The 17,699-nt window shown below is 73.0% G+C and carries 19 protein-coding genes and 1 tRNA gene; 8 read left to right on the forward strand and 12 right to left on the reverse strand.

Annotated features, from left to right (window positions below):
* Window positions 1–66: 66 nt before the first annotated feature.
* Both OG730_RS32280 and OG730_RS32285 read left to right on the forward strand, forming a co-directional pair.
* Entirely contained in the window at window positions 67–1,689 is a 1,623-nt protein-coding gene (locus OG730_RS32280; RefSeq protein WP_327309518.1) for a class I adenylate-forming enzyme family protein, read from the forward strand.
* Between the two features lie 64 nt (window positions 1,690–1,753).
* Window positions 1,754–2,362 (forward strand): TetR/AcrR family transcriptional regulator, encoded by a 609-nt coding sequence (locus OG730_RS32285; RefSeq protein ID WP_327307535.1) that lies wholly within the window; start codon window positions 1,754–1,756, stop codon window positions 2,360–2,362.
* Here OG730_RS32285 and OG730_RS32290 read toward each other — a convergent pair.
* Entirely contained in the window at window positions 2,301–3,494 is a 1,194-nt protein-coding gene (locus OG730_RS32290) for an alkene reductase (protein WP_327307536.1), read from the reverse strand. The genes OG730_RS32285 and OG730_RS32290 overlap by 62 nt on opposite strands.
* 74 nt (window positions 3,495–3,568) lie before the next feature.
* Here OG730_RS32290 and OG730_RS32295 point away from each other — a divergent pair, with 74 nt between their 5' ends.
* Window positions 3,569–3,967, forward strand: coding sequence for a MerR family transcriptional regulator (locus OG730_RS32295; protein WP_327307537.1), 399 nt, complete (start codon window positions 3,569–3,571; stop codon window positions 3,965–3,967).
* Here OG730_RS32295 and OG730_RS32300 read toward each other — a convergent pair.
* From OG730_RS32300 to OG730_RS32335, 8 genes are all read right to left on the reverse strand, one after another.
* Window positions 3,964–4,587 (reverse strand): acetate uptake transporter, encoded by a 624-nt coding sequence (locus tag OG730_RS32300; RefSeq protein ID WP_327307538.1) that lies wholly within the window; start codon window positions 4,585–4,587, stop codon window positions 3,964–3,966. The two genes, OG730_RS32295 and OG730_RS32300, sit on opposite strands and share 4 nt — an antisense overlap.
* 161 nt (window positions 4,588–4,748) lie before the next feature.
* Window positions 4,749–5,987: an acyl-CoA dehydrogenase family protein gene (locus tag OG730_RS32305; protein ID WP_327307539.1), complete on the reverse strand. Its 1,239-nt coding sequence runs from the start codon at window positions 5,985–5,987 to the stop codon at window positions 4,749–4,751.
* A gap of 10 nt (window positions 5,988–5,997) precedes the next feature.
* Entirely contained in the window at window positions 5,998–7,062 is a 1,065-nt protein-coding gene (locus tag OG730_RS32310) for a phosphotransferase family protein (RefSeq protein ID WP_327309519.1), read from the reverse strand.
* Between the two features lie 120 nt (window positions 7,063–7,182).
* On the reverse strand, window positions 7,183–8,094 hold the full coding sequence (locus tag OG730_RS32315; protein ID WP_327307540.1) for an MBL fold metallo-hydrolase: 912 nt from the start codon (window positions 8,092–8,094) through the stop codon (window positions 7,183–7,185).
* Between the two features lie 118 nt (window positions 8,095–8,212).
* Window positions 8,213–8,503, reverse strand: a complete 291-nt coding sequence (locus tag OG730_RS32320; RefSeq protein ID WP_327307541.1) for a hypothetical protein — start codon at window positions 8,501–8,503, stop codon at window positions 8,213–8,215.
* Window positions 8,504–8,686: 183 nt separating this feature from the next.
* Window positions 8,687–9,028, reverse strand: coding sequence for a DUF202 domain-containing protein (locus OG730_RS32325; RefSeq protein WP_327307542.1), 342 nt, complete (start codon window positions 9,026–9,028; stop codon window positions 8,687–8,689).
* Window positions 9,029–9,046: 18 nt separating this feature from the next.
* Window positions 9,047–9,445 (reverse strand): YidH family protein, encoded by a 399-nt coding sequence (locus OG730_RS32330; RefSeq protein ID WP_266959025.1) that lies wholly within the window; start codon window positions 9,443–9,445, stop codon window positions 9,047–9,049.
* 9 nt (window positions 9,446–9,454) lie between these two features.
* Window positions 9,455–10,000 (reverse strand): NUDIX hydrolase, encoded by a 546-nt coding sequence (locus tag OG730_RS32335; protein ID WP_327307543.1) that lies wholly within the window; start codon window positions 9,998–10,000, stop codon window positions 9,455–9,457.
* 81 nt (window positions 10,001–10,081) lie between these two features.
* On the opposite strand from OG730_RS32335, the gene OG730_RS32340 reads away from it, so the two are divergent.
* Both OG730_RS32340 and OG730_RS32345 read left to right on the forward strand, forming a co-directional pair.
* Window positions 10,082–11,737, forward strand: a complete 1,656-nt coding sequence (locus OG730_RS32340; protein ID WP_327307544.1) for an FAD-binding dehydrogenase — start codon at window positions 10,082–10,084, stop codon at window positions 11,735–11,737.
* A gap of 104 nt (window positions 11,738–11,841) precedes the next feature.
* Window positions 11,842–12,069: a DUF6243 family protein gene (locus OG730_RS32345; RefSeq protein ID WP_327307545.1), complete on the forward strand. Its 228-nt coding sequence runs from the start codon at window positions 11,842–11,844 to the stop codon at window positions 12,067–12,069.
* Window positions 12,070–12,199: 130 nt separating this feature from the next.
* Here OG730_RS32345 and OG730_RS32350 read toward each other — a convergent pair whose 3' ends face one another.
* Window positions 12,200–12,625: an ASCH domain-containing protein gene (locus tag OG730_RS32350; RefSeq protein ID WP_327307546.1), complete on the reverse strand. Its 426-nt coding sequence runs from the start codon at window positions 12,623–12,625 to the stop codon at window positions 12,200–12,202.
* A gap of 228 nt (window positions 12,626–12,853) precedes the next feature.
* Here OG730_RS32350 and OG730_RS32355 point away from each other — a divergent pair, with 228 nt between their 5' ends.
* Both OG730_RS32355 and OG730_RS32360 read left to right on the forward strand, forming a co-directional pair.
* A complete protein-coding gene (locus tag OG730_RS32355) occupies window positions 12,854–13,801 on the forward strand; it encodes a hypothetical protein (protein WP_327307547.1) in 948 nt (315 codons plus the stop codon).
* Between the two features lie 134 nt (window positions 13,802–13,935).
* The gene (locus OG730_RS32360) at window positions 13,936–15,507 is read left to right on the forward strand and encodes an APC family permease (RefSeq protein WP_327307548.1); all 1,572 of its coding nucleotides are present in this window, start codon (window positions 13,936–13,938) and stop codon (window positions 15,505–15,507) included.
* A 74-nt stretch (window positions 15,508–15,581) separates the two neighbouring features.
* Here OG730_RS32360 and OG730_RS32365 read toward each other — a convergent pair whose 3' ends face one another.
* Together OG730_RS32365 and OG730_RS32370 are read right to left on the reverse strand one after the other, a co-directional pair.
* Window positions 15,582–15,941 (reverse strand): zinc ribbon domain-containing protein YjdM, encoded by a 360-nt coding sequence (locus OG730_RS32365; RefSeq protein ID WP_327307549.1) that lies wholly within the window; start codon window positions 15,939–15,941, stop codon window positions 15,582–15,584.
* A gap of 92 nt (window positions 15,942–16,033) precedes the next feature.
* Window positions 16,034–16,121: transfer RNA gene (locus OG730_RS32370), tRNA-Leu, on the reverse strand.
* A 168-nt stretch (window positions 16,122–16,289) separates the two neighbouring features.
* Here OG730_RS32370 and OG730_RS32375 point away from each other — a divergent pair.
* On the forward strand, window positions 16,290–17,615 hold the full coding sequence (locus OG730_RS32375) for a M20/M25/M40 family metallo-hydrolase (RefSeq protein ID WP_327307550.1): 1,326 nt from the start codon (window positions 16,290–16,292) through the stop codon (window positions 17,613–17,615).
* The last annotated feature ends 84 nt before the right edge of the window (window positions 17,616–17,699 follow it).

Below are 17,699 nucleotides of genomic sequence, written 5' to 3' on the forward strand. Positions count from 1 at the left end.
GCCCTCCCACCGGACCCGTCCGCCCCCGCCCGGCCCTCCCGCTACGCCGCCAAGCCCTGGCTCGGCCTGCTCAGCCCGGTCCAGCGGGCCCCGATCGCGCCCCCGCCCAGCGTGCTGCACGCCTTCCGGGCCGCCGTCGCCCGCGCCCCCGGCCACACCGCCCTCGCCTACTTCGACGGCCGCCTCACCTACGCCGAGACCGACGCCCTCTCCGACTCCCTCGCCGGCCACCTCGCCGCCCACGGCATCCGCCGCGGGGACCGGGTCGCGGTCATGCTGCAGAACACCCCGCACTTCGTGCTCGCCGTCCTGGCCGCCTGGAAGGCCGGGGCGGTCGTGGTCCCGCTCAACCCCATGTACAAGTCCGGCGAGGTCGGCCACATCCTGCGCGACTCCGGGGCCACCGCCCTGGTCTGCGAGGCCCGCGCCTGGTCCGCGTACCTGCGCGGGGCCGCGCGCGAGACCGCCGTGCGCACCGTCCTGACCGCCTGCGACCTGGACTTCCAGACCCGCGACGACGTACGGGTCCTCGCGCCGGGCCGCCCGGAGCAGCCGGACGACGCCGCCGACCTGCACACCGTGGCCCGCCGGGGCCGCCCCGCCCCGCCCGACCCGGACCTCACGGCCGCGGACACCGCCCTGATCAGCTACACCTCCGGCACCAGCGGCACCCCCAAGGGCGCCATGAACCCGCACGGCGCCCTCACCCACAACGCCGTCCGCCAGGTGACCGGCCACCCCCTCCCCGAAGGCGCCTCCTACTTCGCCCTCGCCCCGCTCTTCCACATCACCGGCATGGTGTGTGAACTCGCCGCCTGCTTCACCAACGCCGGCACCCTGGTCCTCGCCCACCGCTTCGACGCCGGAGCCGTCCTCGACGCCTTCCTCGAACACCGCCCCGCCTACACCGTGGGCCCGGCCACCGCCTTCATGGCGCTCGCCGCGCACCCCGGGGCCACCCCGGACCACTTCGCCTCGTTCCGGGTGCTCTCCTCGGGCGGCGCCCCGCTGCCGCCCGCCCTGGTCGAACGCCTCCGCGCCGCCTACGGCTTCTACCTGCGCAACGGCTACGGCCTCACCGAGTGCACCGCCCCCTGCGCCTCCGTACCCGTCCACCTCGAAGCCCCCGTGGACCCCGCCTCGGGCACCCTCTCCGTGGGCGTGCCCGGCGCCGACACCCTCGTACGGATCCTCGACGAGAGCGGCGCCGAGGTCCCCTTCGGCGAGACCGGTGAGATAGCCGTCCGCGGACCCCAGGTCGTCCCCGGCTACTGGGGCCTGCCCGCCGACACGGCCAAGGCCTTCCCGGACGGCGAACTGCGCACCGGAGACGTCGGGTTCATGGACCCGCGGGGCTGGCTCTACGTGGTCGACCGCAAGAAGGACATGATCAACGCCTCGGGTTTCAAGGTCTGGCCGCGCGAGGTGGAGGACGTGCTCTACACCCACCCCGCCGTGCGCGAAGCGGCCGTCGTCGGCATCCCGGACCCCTACCGCGGGGAGAGCGTGAAGGCCTACGTCAGCCTGCGCCCGGGGACGGAGGCGGACCCGGCCGAGCTGTCCGCGTACTGCGCCGAGCGCCTCGCCGCGTACAAATACCCGCGCCGGGTGGAGATCCTGCCTGTCCTTCCGAAGACGACCAGTGGCAAGATCCTGCGACGGGAACTACGCATGCGCGACCACGGCTGAAAACGGCCGGACCGCGTCCGCGCCGCGCCCCACACGCGAGCACCACGAAAGGGAGGCGACAGCCATGGCCGCCAAGACCACGACGGAGAACGTCGGGGCGCACGAGGCCCCGGTACCGCTCCGGCTCCTCGCCGTCGCGACCAGGCTGTTCGCCGAACGCGGCTACGACCGCACCTCTGTCCAGGAGATCGTCGAGGCGGCCGGGGTCACCAAGGGCGCGCTCTACCACTACTTCGGATCCAAGGACGACCTGCTGCACGAGGTGTACGCGCGCATGCTGCGGCTCCAGCAGCAGCGGCTCGACGTGGTGGCCGGTTCCGACGCCCCGGTGGAGGAGCGGCTGCGTGCCGCGGCCGCCGACGTGGTGGTCACCACGATCGAGAACCTGGACGACGCGGCGATCTTCTTCCGCTCCATGCACCAGCTGAGCCCGGAGAAGTTCAAGCAGGTCCGGTCGGAGCGCCGGCGCTACCACGAGCGCTTCCGCGCCCTGGTCGAGGAGGGGCAGGCCGCCGGGGTCTTCTCCGACGCCACCCCGGCCGACCTGGTGGTGGACTACCACTTCGGCTCCGTCCACCACCTGTCGACCTGGTACCGCGAGGACGGCCCGCTCACGCCGCAGCAGGTCGCCGATCACCTCGCGGACCTGCTGATGCGGGCGCTGCGCCCGTAGCGTGCGCGGGAGGGAGAGCGGGGTAGTCGTTGTACCCCTCCGGCCCCTGTACGTGCATCAGGAACTCGGAGCGGATCTCGTTGAGCGGGGCGTCCGTGCGCAGCCGCTCCACGAAGTCGGGGTTGGCGAGGAAGCCCCGGCCCAGCGAGACCAGGTCGGCGCCCTCGGCCAGGAGCCGTTCGGCGACGCCCTTGCCGCCGTCGGCCGCGAACTCCTCCCGGGAGAGCTGCTGGTTGGCGATCAGGGTGCCCCGCCAGGCCGTGCGGTGCTCCTTGATCCCGCGCGGCTGCCCGTGGGCGTAGAGGACGTGGAGATAGACCGGGCCGATCTCCGCCAGGGCCGCCAGCAGCGCCGGGTAGATCGCCTCGGTGTCACCCTCCTCGATGCCGTTGACGCCGACCCCGGGCGAGACGCGCACACCGACCCGCTCCCGGCCGATGGCCCCGGCGACGGCCCGGACCACCTCGACGGTGAACCGGATCCGGTTCTCCACCGGGCCGCCCCACCCGTCGGTCCGCAGGTTGGTGCCCCGCGCCAGGAACTGGTGGGGCAGGAACCCGTTGGCGGCGTGCACCTCCACCCCCGCGAACCCGGCCTCCACGGCATTGCGGGCCGCGGCGCGGAAGTCGGCGACGGCGGACCGGACGCCCCCGTCCGTCATCGCGCGCGGAACGGGGGCGTCCCGCAGCCCGCCGGGGGTCCGCAACTGCTCGGGGAGCCGTACGGCGGACGGCGCGAGCGGTACGTGACCGCTGGTGTCGGGGTGCCCGACCCGGCCGCCGTGTTCGAGCTGGAGGAACATCGCCGCGCCGCCGCCCCGGCCGTCGGCCCCCGCCCGCACCGCGTCGGTGACCCGGCGCCAGCCGGCGATCTGCTCCGGGGTGTGGATGCCGGGGATGTTCGGATAGGCCTGCCCCACGGCGCTCGGGGCGGTGCCCTCGGCGATGATCAGGCCGGCCGTGGCGCGCTGGGCGTAGTGGACGGCCATCAGCTCCCCGGGGACCCCGTCGGCGCCGGCCCGGTTGCGGGTCAGGGGCGCCATCACCAGGCGGTTGGGGAGTTCGAGCCCGCCAAGGGCGGCGGGCTCGAAGAGGCGGGAAACGGGCGGAAGGTCCTGCTGCGTGTGCGTCATGCCCGTAACCTAAAACGTGACATTGATGTCAGGTTCAAGTCCGGAGGCGCCTCCGGAGAAGGCGGGGGCACGGCATGCGGATCGGTGAACTGGCGGCGCGCACCGGGGTCAGCGAGCGCTCGCTGCGGTACTACGAGACCCGGGGACTGCTGGTCTCCGACCGGACGCCCGGCGGCCACCGCGACTACGCGGAGCGGGCGGTGGACCGGGTCATCCGGATCCAGGAGCTCTACGCGGCCGGACTGCACAGCGCGAAGATCGGGCGGATCCTGCCCTGCATGCGCGACGCGGACGGCGGGCCGGACGTACGGGCCACGCCCGCGCTCGTCGCCGAGCTGGCAACGGAACGGGACCGGATCGACCGGCTGATCGCCGATCTGATCCGGTCCCGTGAGGTGCTGGACGAGGTCATCGAGGCGGCTTCGGGCACCACCGTGCCGGTGGCCGCGCCCGTGGCCGCGGAGCGGTCCTAGCCGAGCGGTGCGACCTCGCGGCCCCAGGTCTCCTTGGCGACCACGGCGAAGGAGATGTACCAGGCCACGCCCGCGGTGAAGAGGCCGAGGAAGCCGCCGGTGTGGCCCAGCGCCGTGCTCTGCGCCAGGTCGCCGAGGGCGAGGAACAGGAAGGTCAGCGCCAGCGAGACGAACAGCACGCGGTGCGCGACGTCCAGCTTCATGGCGGCGATCGACATGTACGCGGTGAAGATGAACCAGCCCACGAGGAACCAGCCGGTCGCCACGTGCGCCTGGTCGGCCGGCAGCGTGGGGACGACGAACTTCACGTAGCCGGCGAAGGACATCCAGAACGCGCCGTACGAGACGAACGCCGTGGTCCCGAAGGTGTTGCCGCGGCGGAACTCCAGGATGCCCGCCACGAACTGCGCGAGGCCGCCGTAGAACAGCGCCAGCGGCAGCACGACGGCGCTGAGCGCGGCGTTCGAGATCAGCCCCGAGTTGAAGAGGCTGAGCACGAAGGTGGTGAGGGCGAACGCCGCCAGGCCGAGCGGTCCGGGATTCGCCATGACCTGCGGCGCGGTGACGGGGGAGGCCGTGGCGTGCGGCGCGGCGGCGGGGGCCAGGGTGGAGCTGGGCATGGCAGAGGGCACTTTCACTGGGGGGAAATACCGAATATATCGGACTTCCCTAGTGGTCTGGACCATTAAAGGTCCGGTCCCGGGGGACCGAAGTCCTCCACCCCGCCCGCCGAAGTCCCCGGCCCCGCCCGCCGAAGCGTCCCGCCGCAGCCCGCGGAAGGCTATCGGTACCGCTTGAGCTCCCGGTGCGCCAGCGAGCGCTGGTGCACCTCGTCCGGCCCGTCCGCCAGCCGCAGCGTCCGCGCCGCCGCCCACAGCTCGGCCAGCGGGAAGTCCTGGCTCACCCCGCCGGCACCGTGCAGCTGCACCGCGTCGTCCAGGATCCGCACCACCGCCCGCGGGGTCGCGATCTTGATGGCCTGGATCTCGGTGTGCGCGCCCCGGTTGCCGGCCGTGTCCATCAGCCAGGCAGTCTTCAGCACCAGCAGCCGCAGCTGCTCCACGGTGACCCGGGCGTCCGCGATCCAGTTCTGTACGACGCCCTGCGCGGCCAGCTCCTTGCCGAAGGCGGTACGGCCCACCGCGCGCCGGCACATCAGCTCGATGGCCCGCTCCGCCATGCCGATGAGCCGCATGCAGTGGTGGATCCGCCCCGGCCCGAGGCGGGCCTGGGCGATGGCGAAGCCGCCGCCCTCCTCGCCGATCAGGTTCGCCGCCGGCACCCGGGCTCCGTCGAAGACGACCTCGGCATGACCGCCGTGGTCGTGGTCCTCGTACCCGTACACCGTCATCGCGCGCCGGATCTCGACTCCCGGAGCGTCCCGGGGAACCAGGATCATGGACTGCTGGCGGCGCGGGTCGGCGCCCCCCGGGTCGGTCTTGCCCATGACGATGAAGATCTTGCAGTCCGGGTTCATGGCTCCGGAGATGAACCACTTGCGACCCGTGATCACGTACTCGTCACCGCTCGCCGAACGCTCGATGCGGGTCTCGATGTTCGTGGCGTCCGAGGAGGCCACCTCCGGCTCGGTCATCGCGAACGCGGACCGGATCTCCCCGGCCAGCAGCGGCTCCAGCCACTGCTTCTTCTGCTCCTCGTTCCCGAACTGCGCGAGCAGCTCCATGTTCCCGGTGTCCGGAGCCGCGCAGTTCGTCGCCGTCGGCGCCAGGTGCGGGCTGCGGCCGGTGATCTCGGCGAGCGGGGCGTACTGGAGGTTGGTCAGCCCGGCGCCGTACTCACGGTCCGGCAAGCTGTGCTGGTTTACGAAGAAGAGGTTCCAGAGCCCCTGACGGCGCGCCTCGGCCTTCAGTTCACCGAACACGGCCGGGGTGTCCCAGGGCGAGGCCAGCCGCGCGCGCTGCTCGGCGGCGACGGGTTCCGCCGGGTAGACGTACTCCTCCATGAACGTGAGGAGCCGTCCGCGGAGTTCCTCGGTGCGGGCGTCGAATGCGAAGTCCATCGGGGGTTCCTCAACCTTCCTGAAGGGTGGTCAGGCCGTGCTCGATGAAGACCGGGACCAGCTCGCCGATCCGGTCGAAGCCCGCGCCGACGGTCTGCCCGAGCGTGAAGCGGTAGTGGATGCCTTCGAGGATCACCGCGAGCTTGAACCAGGCGAAGGCCGTGTACCAGGCGACCTGCGAGGCGTCCCGGCCCGAACGGGCCGCGTACCGCTCGATCAGCTCGGCGGGCGCCGGATGGCCGGGGGCCCCGCTGGTCGTGCTGACCGGGGAGTCGGTCAGCCCCAGGTCGGAGCTGTACATCACCAGCAGCCCGAGGTCCGTCAGCGGATCGCCGAGCGTGGACATCTCCCAGTCCAGCACCGCCCGGATCCGGTCCGTGCCGTCGCCGGGGTCGCCGATGAGCACGTTGTCCAGGCGGAAGTCCCCGTGCACCACCGTGGGCGCGGGCGACTCGGGCAGGGTCCGCCCGAGGGCGCCGTGCAGCTCGTCGATCCCGGCGAGCTCCCGCCCCCGGGAGGCCGCGAGCTGCTTGCCCCAGCGGCGCAGCTGCCGGTCCAGGAACCCCTCGGGCCGCCCGAAGTCGCCCAGACCCACCGCCTCCGGGTCCACCGCGTGCAGGTCGACCAGGGTGTCCACCAGGCCCAGCACCGCGCGCCGGGTCCGCTCGGGGCCCAGCGCGGCGAGCTGCCCGGCCGTGCGGAACGGCACCCCGTCCACGTACTCCATCACGTAGAACGGCGCCCCCAGCACGGCCTCGTCCTCGCACAGCAGCAGCGGCTCGGGCACCGGCACCGCGGTGCCGTGCAGCGCCGCGATGACCCGGTGCTCGCGCCGCATGTCGTGCGCGGTGGCCAGTACGTGCCCCAGCGGCGGCCTGCGCACCACCCACCGGGAGCTCCCGTCGCCCACCTCGTACGTGAGGTTCGAGCGGCCGCCCTCGATCAGCCGGCCGGTCAGCGGCCCGGCCGCCAGGCCCGGCAGCGCCCGGTCGAGATGGCCGCGCAGCCGCTCCAGATCGAGCCCCCGCGGGCCGGGAGGGGCGCCGGAAGGGTCAGGGGAGGGAGCTGAGGTCATGGTGCGCGCCTCCGTGGAGTTGACGACGACGGAACGGACGCGCACCATCATGCCGACCAGTCGGTATGCCGTCCAGTGGGTGGAGGCGGCGAAGTGCGCGTCTTCGGTCGCTCCGCCCGTTCAGGCGTGGCAGAGGATCGGCGTCCCGCCGTTCATCACGGTCATGTCCCGCAGCACCGCCAGGATGTCCAGCGGTACCCCCTCGGGCTCCCCGGCCAGCTCCGCGTACGCCCGGTGCAGGTTGGCCACCAGCCGCTCGCTCTCCCGCCAGGCGGCGAACTCGCCGAGATCGGCCTGCCGGGCCGCCTCCAGCGGGGTCAGCCCCTTCGCGCGCCCCTCCCGGGCCAGCTCGGCCACGTACCGCAGGTAGCGCTCGGTGGCCTCGTACGCGCCGGGGTCCGTCAGCGGGCCGTGTCCCGGTACGACCGTCTCCGCGTCGAGCGAGCGCAGCAGCTCCAGCGCCCGCAGCGAACCGGCCAGCGAGCCCATCGCCAGGAACGGCGTGCCCTCCGCGAAGACCAGGTCGCCGGTGAAGACGATCCGCTGCCCGGGCAGCCACACGATGGAGTCGCCCGTGGTGTGCGCCACGCCCGGGTGGAGGACCCGTACCTCGGTCTCCCCGACGTGCAGCGTCATCCGGTCGGTGTACGTCAGATCGGGCGCGGTGATGTCCAGCGCGCCGAAGTCGGTCGCCGGCCAGATCAGTTCCAGCTGGCGCCCGGCGGCGAGCTGCTCCGAGCGCGCGTTCTCGTGCGCCAGGACCAGTGCCTCCGGGGCGAACACGCCGTTCCCGTAGGTGTGGTCGCCGTGGTGGTGGGTGTTGACCACCGTGCGGGGGAGCGGCGCCCCGGCGGCCAGTACCGCCGCGCGCAGGGCCAGCGCCCGCCGCTCGGTGGCCGCCGTGTCCACGAGCAGCGTCCGGCCGCCGCCGGTCACGAAGCCCGCGTTGTTCAGGCACCAGCCGCCGTCCGGCTGCACGTAGGCGTGGACCCCGGGCGCGGGCTGGACGAGGTACGGCTCTTCGGCGGGCATCCGGTCTCTCCCCGGGTCACGGTGACGGGCTTCCGGCATCCTGCCAGTCACCGGGCCGCGGGGGGAGGGCTCGGGAGCGCCGGTGGTCGCCGGCGCCCGTCAGTGGGGGGCGGCCGGGTCAGTGCTCGTCGACGTGGCCGTCGTGCTGGGCGTGCCGGTGCCCGTCGTGCAGGTAGTCGACGTGGTCGCCGTGCTGGACGGACTCGTGCCCGCAGTCCGGGCCGTGCGCGTGCGCGGCGTGCTCGGCGTGGCCGGCGGGCTCGCACTCGTCCCAGTGGCCGGAGTGCTCGCGGTGCAGATGGCCGTCGTGCGCGTAGTCGACGTGGTCGCCGTGCTGGACCGGGGTGTGACCGCAGTCGGCGCCGTGGGAGTGCTCGTGCGTGGGGTGTTCCTGGTGCATGGTCGTCATGACGGCCGAGGATAGTGGAGACGCGCCCCGAATCCACCGATGTGTCCGCCATTGGGGGCATATGGCGGGAGGGGCCGGTCCCACGGCCGGCGGCCGGGAGCCGGACGACCGCGGAGCGCGGGACCGCGGAGCGCGGGACCGCGGAGCGCGGGACCGCGGCCCCGGGAGCCGGGCCCCGGGGCCTTACACGATGAGCGCCATCGCGAACACCGCCAGGCCCACCGTGCACGCCGTCGCCGCCAGCGCGGCGCCCACCGACAGACCGGCCGGCCGCGCCGCCGCCAGCTCCCGCACCCGCCGGTGCGCCACCCCCATGAAGGCCAGCCAGAGCAGCGCGATCACCGCCACCCCGGTGACGGCCACCAGGGAGCCGGACCCGTGCAGGGCCTGGCGCAGCGCCAGTACGGCCACCACCGCGCAGGACAGGGTCGTACGCCGCCACGCGAGCCGGGTCCGCTCGGGCTGCAGGCCTGCGTCACGGCCGCCGGGGCCCTCGCGGTCGGCGGCGTCGGCCGAGGCGCTCATCACCCCTTCACCGGCCCTTCACCGCCCTTTCGTCCAGCCCAGGAGGACGACCACCACCATCGCCACCGCGACCAGCCCCACCCCCAGGCTCAGCACCACCGGGAACCGGGACATCGGCAGGTCCTCGCCGCGCCGCATGGCCCGCTCGCACCGCACCCAGTGGTTCACCGCGCGCAGCGAACAGGCCGCGCCCACCGCGAGCAGCGCGAAGGCCATCGCCACGCGCACCGCCCACCGCAGGTCGGGCAGGAACTGGTCCACGGCGAACCCGCCGCCGATCAGGGCCAGGGCGGTCCTGATCCAGGCCAGGAAGGTCCGCTCGTTGGCCAGGGAGAAGCGGTAGTCGGGGGTCTCGCCCTCGTCCCTCACCCGAGCCGGCGCGAACCACAGCCGCACGTCCTTGACGAAGTCGATCACCCGCCCAATCTACTGGCGCCCCGCCCGCCCGGCGCCCGGAGCCGATCCGCGGAACTCCAGCAGCCTCCGGTACGCCTCCAGCCCGTCCGGCACCCACGGCCACGAGCCGTCCGCGACCCGCCGCGCCACCTCCTCCTCCGGGAGCCACGCGTGCCAGGCCACCTCCGAGGCCTGCGGCCGGACCGGCAGCTCGCAGCGGACCTCGTGCACGTAGCTCCACCAGGCCCCGCCGGGCCCCTCGTAGAGGAATGTGAAGAGCGGCTCGGGCCGCTCCAGCCCCGTCACCCCCAGCTCCTCCTCCGCCTCCCGCAGGGCCGCCTGCGCGTAGCTCTCGCCCGCGCCGACCACCCCGCCCACGAACATGTCGTAGTGCGAGGGGAAGACCAGCTTCGAATCCGTCCGCCGGTGCGTGAAGATCCGTCCCTCCCCGTCCCGGGCCAGGACGAAAACGCAGCGGTGGATCAGCCCCCGCGCGTACACCTCGCCCCGCGGGGCGCGCCCCGTCACCCGGTCCTCCCGGTCCACCACGTCCAGTACCTCGTCGGCCGCGCTCATGCCGTGATCCTCCGCTCCCATTGACTGGTTACCGCTCCGTAGCAAAGGATCGCCCCACCACCGACGGAGGACGGGTTCCACATGACGTACGACGCAGACGTGATCGTGATCGGGGCCGGGCTCGCGGGCCTCGTGGCCACCGCCGAGCTCGTCGACGCCGGCCGCAAGGTCATCCTGCTCGACCAGGAGCCGGAGCGGTCCATGGGCGGCCAGGCCCACTGGTCCTTCGGCGGCCTGTTCTTCGTCGACTCGCCGGAACAGCGCCGCATGCGGATCAAGGACACCCGCGAGCTGGCCCTCCAGGACTGGGCCGGCACCGCCGGCTTCGACCGCGAGGAGGACGCCTGGCCGCGCCGCTGGGCCGAGGCCTACGTGGACTTCGCGGCCGGCGAGAAGCGCCCCTGGCTGCACGCCCAGGGCGTCCGCTTCTTCCCCATCGTCGGCTGGGCGGAGCGCGGCGGCTACGACGCGAACGGCCACGGCAACTCCGTACCCCGCTTCCACATCACCTGGGGCACCGGTCCCGGCCTCGTGGAGCCCTTCGCACGGCGCGTACGGGCCGGGGTGGCCCGCGGGCTGGTCCAGCTGAAGTTCCGCCACCGGGTCACCGGGCTCTCCCGTACCGCGGGCACCCTCGACACGGTGACCGGCCAGGTCCTGGCCCCCTCCGACGCCGTCCGCGGCACCGCGAGCGGCCGCGAGGCCACCGGGGAGTTCTCCCTGCGCGCCCAGGCCGTGATCGTGACCAGCGGCGGCATCGGCGGCAACCACGACCTCGTACGGGCCCAGTGGCCGGCCCGCCTCGGCACGCCGCCCGCGCGGCTGCTCTCCGGGGTCCCGGCCCACGTGGACGGCCTGATGCTCGGCATCGCGGAGGAGGCGGGCGCCAGCCACATCAACAAGGACCGGATGTGGCACTACACCGAGGGCATCGAGAACTGGAACCCGATCTGGTCCAAGCACGGCATCCGCATCCTGCCCGGCCCGTCCTCGCTCTGGCTGGACGCCACCGGCAAGCGGCTGCCCGTACCGCTCTTCCCGGGCTTCGACACCCTCGGCACGCTCGACCACATCATGAAGACCGGCCACGACCACACCTGGTTCGTCCTCAACCAGCGCATCATCGGCAAGGAATTCGGGCTCTCCGGCTCCGAGCAGAACCCGGACCTGACGGGCAAGTCGGTCCGCGGGGTCATCGAGCGGGCCCGCCAGGCGGTCCCCGGGCCGGTGCGAGCCTTCATGGACAACGGCGCCGACTTCGTCGTCGAGAAGGACCTCTCCGCGCTGGTGCGCGGCATGAACGCGATCACCAAGGACGGACTGCTCGACGAGGAGACCGTCCGCCGCGAGATCGTCGCCCGCGACCGGGAGATCGCCAACCCCTTCACCAAGGACCTCCAGGTCACGGCGATCCACGGCGCCCGCAAGTACCTCGGCGACAAACTGATCCGCACCGCCGCCCCGCACCGGATCCTGGACCCGGCGGCGGGCCCGCTGATCGCCGTCCGGCTCTCGATCCTGACCCGCAAGTCCCTGGGCGGTCTGGAGACCGACCTCTCCTCCCGCGTCCTGACCGCCGCGGGAGAACCCCTCCCCGGCCTCTACGCGGCGGGCGAGGCGGCGGGCTTCGGCGGCGGCGGCGTCCACGGCTACCGGGCCCTGGAGGGCACCTTCCTCGGCGGCTGCATCTTCTCGGGCCGCGCGGCCGGCCGCGCGGCGGCCGCGGCCGTCTCCTGACCGGCGCCGGGCCCGCCCCCCTCCGGCCGCTGCCGGCGCGGCCGCTGCCGGGGCGGCACAAGGGGTGGTCCGCGGGGCCGACGGGACGGGGTACCGTCTTTGTCATGACCGTCAGCAAGAACATCAACAACCCCGTGGGCCAGGGCGGCGGCCAGCGCAAGCGTCAGTCCCGCGCCGAACGCCAGAACAACGGCCCGCACCGCAACCTCGACCGCAGCGGCGCGGCCGACCGGAAGGCTGAGCTGCTGCGCAAGATGCGCGAGAAGGCGGGCGCGGCCGAGGGCGACGCCCAGAGCGACGCCCAGGCGGGCGACGCCACCGCACAGAGCTGAAGCACCGCCGCCGCCGGGCGGCGCAGCACCGGCCAGGGCCCGGACCGCGACGCGCGGTCCGGGCCCTGCCGTCGTCGTACCCGCCCCGCGCCCGGGCAGCGGCCCGCGCCCAGGGGCAGCGGGCCCGCGCTCAGGGCAGCCGGGTCACCAGGCGGAACCGCTCCGCCACGACCGGGGTGTCGTCGTCGACCGTGAAGTGCGGGTCGCCGAGGGCCTCCCGCATCTGCGGACCGTGCCAGAAATCCTCGTGCCCGGAGCGCCATTCGGCCACTGACGCGAATCCCTCGCCCTCGTCCAGCGCGTGCCGCAGGTCCACGTCCGCCAGCCGCAGGACCCGTACGTCCGTCACCTCCAGGACACCCACCGGACGCCCGGCGGAGTCCACGATCACCATCCGCTCGCCCGCCACGGGCAGCGGGTCCCCCGCCGCCTCGTAATCGGCCAGGACGGCCGTGGTCGTGGTCTTGGCGCCGCTCAGCACGGCCGCCACCAGCGCGTCCCGCAGCGGACCCGGGAAGGCGAACTCGATGGGCGGGAGATCCTCGTAGGCCGTCATGGCGGTCAGCCTACGACCCTGCGCGCGATCCGGCCCGAGGGCGCCCCCGGCCTGGCGACAACCCGCCGCGAACCGGAACAACCCCATCAACTCATCCGTGCGAAAGACCAGTTGAAACGAGCCACGCAGTGGACTGGACCTTGACTCGGAGCTGTGCGTACCGCTTTGCTGTGCGTGATCTTCCGGCCACACCGTCCAACCGCCCGCGTCCTGGAGGGAAACCCGCGGATGTCGCCCCCTCCGCCGCCCCTCGGCCGCGCCCGCAAGCGGGACGCCCAGCTCTTCGACCCCGCCCTCTGCGACCTGGAACTCGTCGACGTCCGCGCCCAGTTCACGCAGGGCCGCTGGGCCAAGGCCCGCTCCCTCCTCGTCGCCACGGGAGACGACTGGGACCGTCGAGGGCACCGCCTCGTGGTCCTCGCCGAAACCCCGGCCGCGACCGCGTGGGCGCGCGAGTGGCTCCTCGCCGAACCGGAGAGCGCCGACGCCGTCACCCTCCTCGCCTGTGCGTCCGTCTTCGGCGCCCTGCGCCGCAAGGGCACCCCCGAGGCCGCCGAGGAGGCCTGCCGCCGCGCCGCGGCCCTGTTCCCGGCCGACCCCACCCCCTGGCTCGGCCTGCTGCTCCTCACCCGCGCCTTCGGCACCGAAGAGGAGTTCAGCCGCCATTTCGACCAGGTCAGGGCCCGCCACCGCGAACACCACCACGCCCACCACCTGATGGTCTCCCGGCTGGCCGAGCGGGCCCCGGCCGCCGGCCGCGACCCGCTCCACGAGGTCTACGACTTCGCCGCCTGGGCCGCCGAGGAGTCCCCGGCCGACTCCCCGCTCGCCGTCCTCCCCGTCATCGCCCACGCCGAGCGCTACCGCGTCCTCGCCGCCGGGCAGGGCCACGGCCCGGACGCCGGAGCCGAGCACTGGTCCGGGCGCCGCGCCCGCCAGGTGCTGCGCTCCGCCTTCGACTGGTGGCTGGAGTGGGAGCGCGAGGACCACCCCCGCAACCGGGTGGACCTCAACTTCCTCGCCCACGCCAAGCTCTGCGAGGGCCGCCCCGCGGAGGCGGCCGCCCTCTTCCAGCGCATCGGCAGCCACGCCACCCAGGCCCCGTGGTCCTACCCGGACCGCGACCCGCACAAGGCCTTCCTCGCCGCACGCAGCGCCGCGCTCGGCACCGCCTGACCCACCCCGGCCCGGTCGGCACCGCGCACGTCCGGCTCAGCAGGTCCCGCTCGTCAGTACCGCTCAGCACACCCCGCTCCGCCAGTACCGCTCAGCAAGTGCCGCTCAGTCCCCGCCCCGAAAGGACACCCGCCATGCCGACGGGCAGATCCACCACGCTCACCGACCCGGCCGGCCAGGCCGAGATCCGTACGTACAAGGGCCAGGACCGCGCCCTGCGCGCCGACCGCCTCGGCACCGCGGGCCTGCTGCTCTCCGTGCTCGCCGCGAGTGCGCCCCTGATGGTCGTCGCGGGCGTCATGCCCACGACCTTCGGGGTCATGGGCATCGTCGGACAGCCCCTGCTGTTCGTGATCCTCGGCGCCGTCCTCGCCCTCTTCAGCGTCGGCTACGCCGAGATGAGCCGGCACGTCCACAACGCCGGCGCCTTCTACGCCTACATCGCGCGCGGCCTCGGCCCCACCGCGGGCGCCGGTGCCTCATTCGTCGCCCTCATCGCCTACAGCGCCATGCAGGTCGGCGTCTACGGCATCCTCGGCTTCGAGATCTCCGGCCTCTTCGCCACCTACCTCGACACCGAACTCGCCTGGTGGATACCGGCCCTGGCCGCCGTCGTCCTCACCGGCGCCCTCGGCTGGCTCAAGATCGACCTCAACGCCAAGGTCCTCGGCGTCCTCCTGCTCATCGAGGTCCTCCTCGTCGTCGTCTTCGACGTCGCCGCCATCGGCAAGCCCGGCCCCGAAGGCCTCTCCCTGCACGCCTTCAACCCCGAGACCCTCACCGGCGCGGGCCTCGGCACCGCCCTGTGCTTCTGCATCGCCGCCTTCGTCGGCTTCGAGCAGTCCCCGGTGTACGCGGAGGAGACCAGCAAGCCGCACATCGTCGTCTCCCGGGTGATGTTCCTCGCCGTCGGCTTCGTCGCGCTCTTCTTCGCCCTCAGCGCCTGGGCCCTGTCCGTCGCCACCGGCCCCGGCGAGGTGGTCAAGGCCTCCGCCGAGGCCGGCCCCGGCCTGCTCTTCCAGCTCGCCGAGAGCCGCCTGGGCACCACCTTCACGGACGTCCTGCACGTCCTCTTCGTGACCGGCATGTTCGCGGCGATGCTCAGCTTCCACAACGTCGTCGCCCGCTACGCCTTCGCCATGGGCCGCGAGGGCCTGCTCCCGGCCGCCTTCGGCCGCACCAACGCGGGCACCGGCGCCCCCGCCACCGGCTCGCTCCTGCAGACCGTGATCTCCGTCGTGGTCGTGCTGGCCTTCGCGTTCACCGACGACACACAGGCCGGGGACCCGACCGTGCCCGTCCTGCACCTGTTCACCTGGATGGGCAACGTCGGCGCCCTCGGCATCACCCTCCTCATGGCCACCGCCTCCTTCGCGGTCATCGCCTTCTTCGTCCGCCGCGGCACCGCCGGCGCCCAGGTCTGGCGGCTCGGCGCGGCGGGCCTCGCCGGCCTCGCCCTGCTCGCCATCGCCGTCTACACGGTCAAGGACTTCCGCGTCCTGGTCGGCGCCGCGGAGGGCTCCGCGCTGAACTGGGCCCTGCCCGGCATCATCGCCGCCGCCGCCCTGGTGGGCCTGGCGTACGGCCTCTTCCTGCGCTCCCGCCGCCCCGCGGCGCACGCCCGCATCGGCCTGGGCAACGAGGCCTTCCGCCTCGACCAGGCGGCGGAGTCCGCCGAGGCCGCCGTCCCGGCCCCGCGCGACTGACCCGTACCGCCGCGACGTACGCAGAGGGGCCCCGCCACGGCGGGGCCCCTCTGCGTACGTCGCGGCGGTACGGGTCAGGCCTTCTTGACCACGCTGGACTTCAGCTGCATGGCTCCGAAGCCGTCGATCTTGCAGTCGATGTCGTGCCCGTCGACCCCGTCGATGAGCCGGATGTTGCGCACCTTGGTGCCGGCCTTGATCCCGGAGGGGCTGCCCTTGACCTTGAGCGCCTTGACGACGGTCACGGTGTCGCCGTCGCTCAGCACGTTCCCGACGGCGTCCTTCACGACCTGCTCACCGCTGTCCCCGCCGCCCTCGGCGGCACTCTCGGCGGGCACCCACTCGTGCCCGCACTCGGGGCACACCACGAGCGCGTTCATCTCGTAGGTGTACGCGCAGGAACATTTCGGACAAGGGGGAAGGTTCTCGTTCACCAGGACAGAATATCCCGAACCACCCACCGGGACGCTCCGCGCCGAAGCTACCGTCAAACGCAAAAAACCCCACGTGAAGTGGGGTTTTCGCTTGGTGTCCGAGGGGGGACTTGAACCCCCACGCCCGATAAAGGGCACTAGCACCTCAAGCTAGCGCGTCTGCCATTCCGCCACCCGGACAAGGTGTCTGTCTCGCGTCCCTCGCGGGCCGTTCCGACGTGGAAAACATTACCAAACATTCCGGGGTCCTCGATCACACCCCCCTGCGGCCGGGGATCGCCCTTGGGGGAAGCGGCCCGGGGGGCGAGGATGGAGGCAGTTCGGAACTGATCAGTGGGAGGAAGCAGCGTGAGCGAATCGGGCGCGGGCAGGACCGTCTCCGGCGAGGACGAGGTCGTCGACCTCTGCCGGGACCTCATCCGGATCGACACCAGCAACTACGGGGACCACTCGGGACCCGGCGAGCGCAAGGCGGCCGAGTGGGTCGCCGAGCAGCTCGCCGAGGTCGGGCTGGAGCCGCAGATCTTCGAATCGCACAAGGGGCGCGCCTCGACCGTGGCGCGGATCGAGGGCGAGGACCCCTCGCGGCCGGCGCTGCTGATCCACGGGCACACCGACGTGGTCCCGGCCAACGCCGCCGACTGGACCTACGACCCCTTCGCGGGCGAGATCGCCGACGGCTGCGTCTGGGGCCGCGGCGCGGTCGACATGAAGGACATGGACGCGATGACGCTGGCCGTCGTGCGCGACCGCATGCGCAGCGGCCGCAAGCCCCCGCGCGACATCGTGCTGGCCTTCCTCGCCGACGAGGAGGCGGGCGGCACCTACGGAGCCCGGTACCTCGTCGACAAGCACCCCGGGCTCTTCGAGGGGGTGACGGAGGCGATCGGCGAGGTCGGCGGCTTCTCCTTCACCGTGAACGAGAACCTGCGGCTGTACCTGGTGGAGACCGCCCAGAAGGGCATGCACTGGATGCGCCTGACGGTGGAGGGCACCGCCGGCCACGGGTCGATGACCAACAACGACAACGCCATCACCGAGCTCTGCGAGGCCGTCGGGCGGCTGGGCCGCCACACCTGGCCGGTACGGGTCACCAAGACCGTCCGGCACTTCCTGGACGAGCTCTCGGACGCCCTGGGCACCCCGCTCGACCCGGACGACATGGACGCCACGCTCGTCAAGCTCGGCGGCATCGCCAAGATGGTCGGCGCGACCCTGCGCAACTCCGCCGCCCCGACGATGCTCGGCGCCGGTTACAAGGTCAACGTCATCCCCGGCCAGGCCACCGCCCACGTGGACGGCCGTTTCCTGCCGGGCTACGAGGAGGAGTTCTTCGCCGACCTCGACCGGATCCTCGGGCCGCGCGTGAAGCGCGAGGACGTCCACGCGGACAAGGCGCTGGAGACGGGCTTCGACGGCAAGCTCGTGGACGCCATGCAGACCGCCCTGAAGGCGCACGACCCGATCGCCCGCGCGGTCCCGTACATGCTCTCCGGCGGTACGGACGCCAAGTCCTTCGACGACCTCGGCATCCGCTGCTTCGGCTTCGCTCCGCTCCAGCTCCCGCCGGAGCTGGACTTCGCCGGGATGTTCCACGGCGTGGACGAGCGGGTGCCGGTGGAGGGTCTGAAGTTCGGCGTGCGGGTGCTCGACCGGTTCATCGACGAGTCCTGAGGCGGGCGCCGGACGGGTGCCGGCCGGGTGTCGGCCGGGGTTGGGCGTAGCTAACGCCCGGGAATCGGGAAGGTGTGCGGAAAC

The sequence above is a fragment of the Streptomyces sp. NBC_01298 genome (genome assembly GCF_035978755.1).
Taxonomy (GTDB): Bacteria; Actinomycetota; Actinomycetes; order Streptomycetales; family Streptomycetaceae; genus Streptomyces.

What these genes read in the sequence shown, in the direction of transcription:
- OG730_RS32285 (WP_327307535.1), top strand. Translation starts at nt 1,754, where the DNA reads ATGGCCGCCAAGACCACGACGGAGAACGTCGGGGCGCACGAGGCCCCG.
- OG730_RS32290 (WP_327307536.1), bottom strand. Translation starts at nt 3,494, where the DNA reads ATGACGCACACGCAGCAGGACCTTCCGCCCGTTTCCCGCCTCTTCGAG.
- OG730_RS32295 (WP_327307537.1), top strand. Translation starts at nt 3,569, where the DNA reads ATGCGGATCGGTGAACTGGCGGCGCGCACCGGGGTCAGCGAGCGCTCG.
- OG730_RS32300 (WP_327307538.1), bottom strand. Translation starts at nt 4,587, where the DNA reads ATGCCCAGCTCCACCCTGGCCCCCGCCGCCGCGCCGCACGCCACGGCC.
- OG730_RS32305 (WP_327307539.1), bottom strand. Translation starts at nt 5,987, where the DNA reads ATGGACTTCGCATTCGACGCCCGCACCGAGGAACTCCGCGGACGGCTC.
- OG730_RS32310 (WP_327309519.1), bottom strand. Translation starts at nt 7,062, where the DNA reads ATGACCTCAGCTCCCTCCCCTGACCCTTCCGGCGCCCCTCCCGGCCCG.
- OG730_RS32315 (WP_327307540.1), bottom strand. Translation starts at nt 8,094, where the DNA reads ATGCCCGCCGAAGAGCCGTACCTCGTCCAGCCCGCGCCCGGGGTCCAC.
- OG730_RS32320 (WP_327307541.1), bottom strand. Translation starts at nt 8,503, where the DNA reads ATGACGACCATGCACCAGGAACACCCCACGCACGAGCACTCCCACGGC.
- OG730_RS32325 (WP_327307542.1), bottom strand. Translation starts at nt 9,028, where the DNA reads ATGAGCGCCTCGGCCGACGCCGCCGACCGCGAGGGCCCCGGCGGCCGT.
- OG730_RS32335 (WP_327307543.1), bottom strand. Translation starts at nt 10,000, where the DNA reads ATGAGCGCGGCCGACGAGGTACTGGACGTGGTGGACCGGGAGGACCGG.
- OG730_RS32340 (WP_327307544.1), top strand. Translation starts at nt 10,082, where the DNA reads ATGACGTACGACGCAGACGTGATCGTGATCGGGGCCGGGCTCGCGGGC.
- OG730_RS32345 (WP_327307545.1), top strand. Translation starts at nt 11,842, where the DNA reads ATGACCGTCAGCAAGAACATCAACAACCCCGTGGGCCAGGGCGGCGGC.
- OG730_RS32350 (WP_327307546.1), bottom strand. Translation starts at nt 12,625, where the DNA reads ATGACGGCCTACGAGGATCTCCCGCCCATCGAGTTCGCCTTCCCGGGT.
- OG730_RS32355 (WP_327307547.1), top strand. Translation starts at nt 12,854, where the DNA reads ATGTCGCCCCCTCCGCCGCCCCTCGGCCGCGCCCGCAAGCGGGACGCC.
- OG730_RS32360 (WP_327307548.1), top strand. Translation starts at nt 13,936, where the DNA reads ATGCCGACGGGCAGATCCACCACGCTCACCGACCCGGCCGGCCAGGCC.